The following is a 5,077-nucleotide window of genomic DNA, read 5'->3' on the forward strand; positions in this document are numbered from 1 at the left end:
CTGGCACCTCATAACATAAGATGCCGCGTAATCCTGTTTCCCTGACGGCTTTTGAAATTGTCGATAGGCTCCCGGTTATGGCGTTCGGACTCGAGTGATGATCTATGACCGTCGTAACGCCCGCCTTTGCGCTTTCCATAAGCCCTACCAATGCCGATAGGTAAACGTCCTCGGAAGTCAAAGCCCTGTCGAGTCGCCACCAGACTTTTTCGAGGATATCCACGAAATTCTTCGGCGTTTCCGCCGGAGGGGGCATGCCCCTCGCCAGCGAGCTGTAAAGATGCATATGGGCGTTTACATGACCGGGAGTCACCATTCCGCCCTGTGCGTCAATGATCTCCGCATCAGGATAATTTGATTTCACGTCGGATGTGCTTCCCACCTTGACGATCTCAGTTCCCTCGATCGCTATCGCCCCGTCAGATATGAACGGGTTTTGTTTATCTCCCGTAACAATCTCGGCGTTCACTATCAGAATCATACAGCGGATTCCTCTAATAGAGTTCTGACAAAATTCGTTGATCCGCTCTTTTTAATAGAATTGAGAAGAGTTGACATTATAATATATGTTCTCAAGGAGAGTTCATGACCCTCAGGGCAATCTGAGTTTGCTTTTGAAGCCAATACGGATCCATCATCTATCGAAATCTCGGCTGATATATACTCATCGCTGAAATTTGCTTTTTCATCGCTCAACATCGTCAGCTTATAATTCCTGTCGGAACCCCGCGCTAACATCTCTTCACCCCCGTCTTTCCTATAAACAACATATCCATCTTCTTCCGGGTATAGGTTAAACGTCTCAAGCGTACTGAAGAATCTCGGTTTTTCGATGAAGGGACCTCCGTCCTCAGGACAAAAGACATCGCAATTGCCGCACTCGTTGCAGAAATCGGCGTAATTCGCAATCTGATGATTTTTTTCGATCTTTAAAGAGCCGTCAGCCATTTCTTCGATTTTTTCACCGTCATATCTCAGTAACGTATACTCATATTCGCCGGGTTCGACTTCGATATAAAAATTCGAAACGTTAGGACAAACGGGGATGCATTTATCACAGTTTATACAATCAAAGAGGTGGAGTTTCGAGCCGATCTTCTTTGGTATGAGATTGTTTTGCTCACTCTTATACCGGACGTCGGAGCTGACCCTTTCGACAACTGTTTCTGTATTTGCAAGTAAGGCTTCCTCGTATTCTTTATCACCGGAGCTCTTGACGATGAACTCTTCTATATTCTCAGCGCCGACATCATTCATACTGTCTGTCAATCGGTTGAGGTATTTATGCATCCGGGCATAGCCGCCGGGACGGAGCAAGTCTGTGCAGACGGTGACAGGTACAAGTCCCATTGATACGGCATCGGAAAAGTTATGCTGGTCGATACCGGCGGAGAACGAAATAGGAACCTCTCCTCCAACACTCTTCCGGAATTCTCTTACAAGGTTCATTGTTATCACGTGGAGAGGCGGACCGGACATGTACATGACCTCATCATCGGGAAAATAATCTTTGTGATTCGACACCACGAGAGTATTGCTGAACTTGACACCGAAATGCCTACCCTCTTTCAGCGCCAATTCGCTTAGACGTCCGGTCATATCTATTGCCTGATCAAACTGCAGATCATCGTCAAAAAATTTCTGTTTCGTCTCAATCTCGTTATAACCCATCTCATCGTGCAGGAGTTCATCGACTTTTTTCTTCCCGAGCAAGGTAGGATTCATTTTCACTACAACGTCGATTCCCATTTCTGTGAGAAAAAATTCCGATATTGATTCGATCTCGTCCGAAGGACAGCCGTGAAATGTACTTAGCGTTATCGAACTGCTGATTTCGCTTTGATATTCCAAATCCTTAAACCGGGTAAACCCTGACGGAATTTCATTTATCAGGTCTTCGATGAATTCAGCGGCATTCGTCATTGAACTTATCCAGCTGCGAACCGGTTCCGATTGAATACCTTTCAGGTCATAACCGACGCTCATATCGAATATCGTGTCATTGGCTTTTCCGTCATCGCCCAGCACATTTTCCGCCTTTAACATCTCGATCAGCATCATTGCGGAAACGTATTCCATGAGTGATTGCTCCAATCTCAATTCCTGCGACCATTCGACGTTATATCCGACGTTCGTCGCGTCTATGCATGGACGGGGGATATCCAGCCTGTCGTTGATTTGAATTGTTTTCAGTTCTATTATCCTCCCTCCGCCGAGCCAGGAGAGCGCGATATTCTGAGCCATCTGAGTATGAGGTCCCGCGGCAGGACCGAGAGGCGTCGCGGCTTTTTTCCCGTTGAACGTTACCGAGCTGTCCGTATTCTCCTGAGCCTTATACCATTTGCCCTCCGGCAGGCTGAATATGCTGCGGTGTTCTTCGAACTCGGAGAATATCGACCGGATCAGCGCGCCGAAGGATGCGGGATGAAGCTCAACCATCGGACAGCGCTCCCATACTGCGAAGCAGCTTCTCGGGAGTCATCGGCATCTCGGTTAATTGAACACCCACAGCATCCGAAACAGCGCTGATGATCGCCGCTCCGATAGGAATAATAGGCGGTTCGCCCATGCTCTTTGCGCCGTACGGACCGTCCGGTCCTATATCTTCGACTATTAGAGTCGTCATTTGCGGGGTTTCTTCCGGATAAGGCAGAATGTAATTTGAAAAATACGGGTTCAACAACTTGCCGTCTTTGTACTGCAAATCTTCGGTTAACGCATATCCAAGACCCTGAACTATTCCTCCCTCCGCCTGAGCTCTGACTCCCTCCGGGTTTATCGCCCGCCCGACGTCATGAACGGCGAGAACCTCAAGTACAGCAACTTTTCCGGTAAGCCGGTCAACGCGGACTTTAACCACATGGGTAGCAAATGAGTAAGCGAAATAAGTGTTTCCCATCCCTGTTTTGATATCCCACTGCGAATAGGGAGCCACCCACCAACCCGCTGCGGCTAACTTTTCGTTATTTAAAAACGCATTCTCCGCGACCGCATCGAATCCCACGCTTTTTTTCTTGCCTGTTCCGGAATAGGCTCTGTCATTCTTAAAAAATATTTTGGACGGAGATACACCTAACAGTCTCGCGGCTGCCCTGGACAGCTCCGGTTTCAATTGCTCCGAAGCGTTCAGGATCGCATTGCCGCTCATGATACTGCTTCGCGAGGCGACTGTGGGTCCGCTGTCAGGCACGTAACTCGTATCCACTTCAAGGACTCGAATCCGCTCTTTATCCACGCCGAAAGCTTCGGCTGCCATCTGCACGAGTGTCGTCGTCGATCCCTGTCCTAATTCGGTAATTCCTACGGCAACAGATATTGAACCGTCCCTGTGCACCTGAACGTGCGCCCCGGCTCCATCGAGATACCAGCCCATCGCCCCGAGCGTGTTTCCATAGTGCATGCAGGCGATACCCACTCCTTCGCTGTATCTTGAATTAGTTTTCTTCCGGGTTTTTCTTCTCCAAACAGTTGATTCTTTAGCTTTCTTCAGCGTCTCGGGCAGTCCGACGCTTTGACTCAACAGTTGGTTGGTAGCAGTGCGATTACCTTTTCTCAGTATATTCTTTTCGCGTAATTCCAATCTGTCCATTCCCAATTCATCGGCAAGCAGATCCATAATCCGTTCTATACCGAAAGCTGATTGAGGAGCTCCGAATCCCCTGAACGCTCCCGACGGCGGATGGTTTGTGTAGCATGCGTAAGTATCGACTCTCACGTTTGGAATTACGTAAGGTCCCGCTGCGTGAACAACCGCCCGGAACATAACCACGGGTGACAGAGTCGCATACGCTCCGGCAGCCGCATACTGCTCGGCAATCAGACCGACGAGCTTCCCGTTCTTTTTTGCGCCGATCTTGTATTTCATTTCGAAGGGATGACGTTTACTCGAATAGATGGCATCTTCCGCCCTCTCTAAAATCAACCGCACGGGTCTTCCCGTCGCTATCGCGAGCAGCGCCACTCTTGAGCAAAGTTCCGAAGGCACGTCCTCCTTACCGCCGAACGCACCCCCGGTAACCGCCTGAATAATCTTGATTTTGTTATAGGGTATCCCGAGCGCTTCGGAAACCGTCCGCTGGACATAATACGGACATTGAATACTGCCGTAAATTGTTAACGAACCGTCTTTATGCGGAACAACCACCGTGCTGAGAGTTTCGAGATATGCGTGTTCCTGATGAGGCGTCTTCAGATTTGCTTCAACCAGGACATCCGCTTCCTTGAGCGGAGACTTATGATCGCCTTTGCGAATCTTGAGGTGAGAGGCAATATTCCCGCCCGGGTGTATCAACGGTCTCTTGGCGTGATAGCTTTTCTCCGCTGAATAAATGGGAGTAATCGGTTCTAAATCGAACGTTACCTTGGAAGCGGCATATTCGGCTTCTTCTTCCGATTCCGCGGCTATTATGGCTATCGCATCACCGGCATATCTTACTTTCTCAAAAGCGAACAGAGGTTGATCTTTTATTATCAGACCGATCTGGTTATCATGGGGAACATCTTCAGCCGCTGCAACACTCACCACGCCCTCGCAGCGCTTTGCTTTTGCTGTATTCAGATTGCTTAACCGGGCGTGAGGCAAAGGGCTGAGAACCATCTTGGCGTGAAGAAGACGGGCAAATTTCATGTCTTTTAAGAAGTCAGCTTTGCCGGTTACTTTCGCCCATGCATCGACCCGCACGACCGATTTTCCGACATATCTGTATTTATTTTTTGAAATATTTCCCACGGTTCACTTTTCAGAATTCAGTGCTTCTGTAAACTATTATGCGAGGTTCGCCCCAACTCTGTACTTTCATCAACTATTACAAATCAGCGGGAAATATTACCGCAAAACCGATAAAATATCAAGGTGATTGTCTTTGACACTTCTTTTTTTGCGGGTTAGGGCTTGCCCTGACCGCACCTTACTATAAATCCCCTCCTTTCAAAGGAGGGGGCAGGGGGTGGTTTTATAAGTGGCAGTCAGGGCAAGCCCTGACGCCATTACATTCAAGAACTTGGTACGGTCAGTCCGTCAGCTGACGGATGGCTCGCGCTCACCGAATCAATCTATTGACTTTTTAACTGCTGAAGC

3 protein-coding genes are annotated in these 5,077 nt (G+C 48.6%); all 3 read right to left on the reverse strand.

What is annotated here, in order from left to right; translation table 11 throughout:
* Positions 1–481, reverse strand: a 481-nt coding sequence (locus IID12_09715; protein ID MCH8289364.1) for an amidohydrolase family protein, incomplete at its 3' end; no start/stop codon positions are given.
* Positions 478–2,439, reverse strand: coding sequence for a 4Fe-4S dicluster domain-containing protein (locus IID12_09720; GenBank protein ID MCH8289365.1), 1,962 nt, complete (start codon positions 2,437–2,439; stop codon positions 478–480). The genes IID12_09715 and IID12_09720, both read right to left, overlap by 4 nt.
* Positions 2,432–4,729: a xanthine dehydrogenase family protein gene (locus tag IID12_09725; GenBank protein ID MCH8289366.1), complete on the reverse strand. Its 2,298-nt coding sequence runs from the start codon at positions 4,727–4,729 to the stop codon at positions 2,432–2,434. The genes IID12_09720 and IID12_09725 overlap by 8 nt, the downstream gene beginning before the upstream one ends.
* Between the last annotated feature and the right edge of the window lie 348 nt (positions 4,730–5,077).

This window comes from Candidatus Neomarinimicrobiota bacterium, assembly GCA_022567655.1.
Lineage (GTDB): Bacteria > Fidelibacterota > SORT01 > SORT01 > SORT01 > JADFGO01.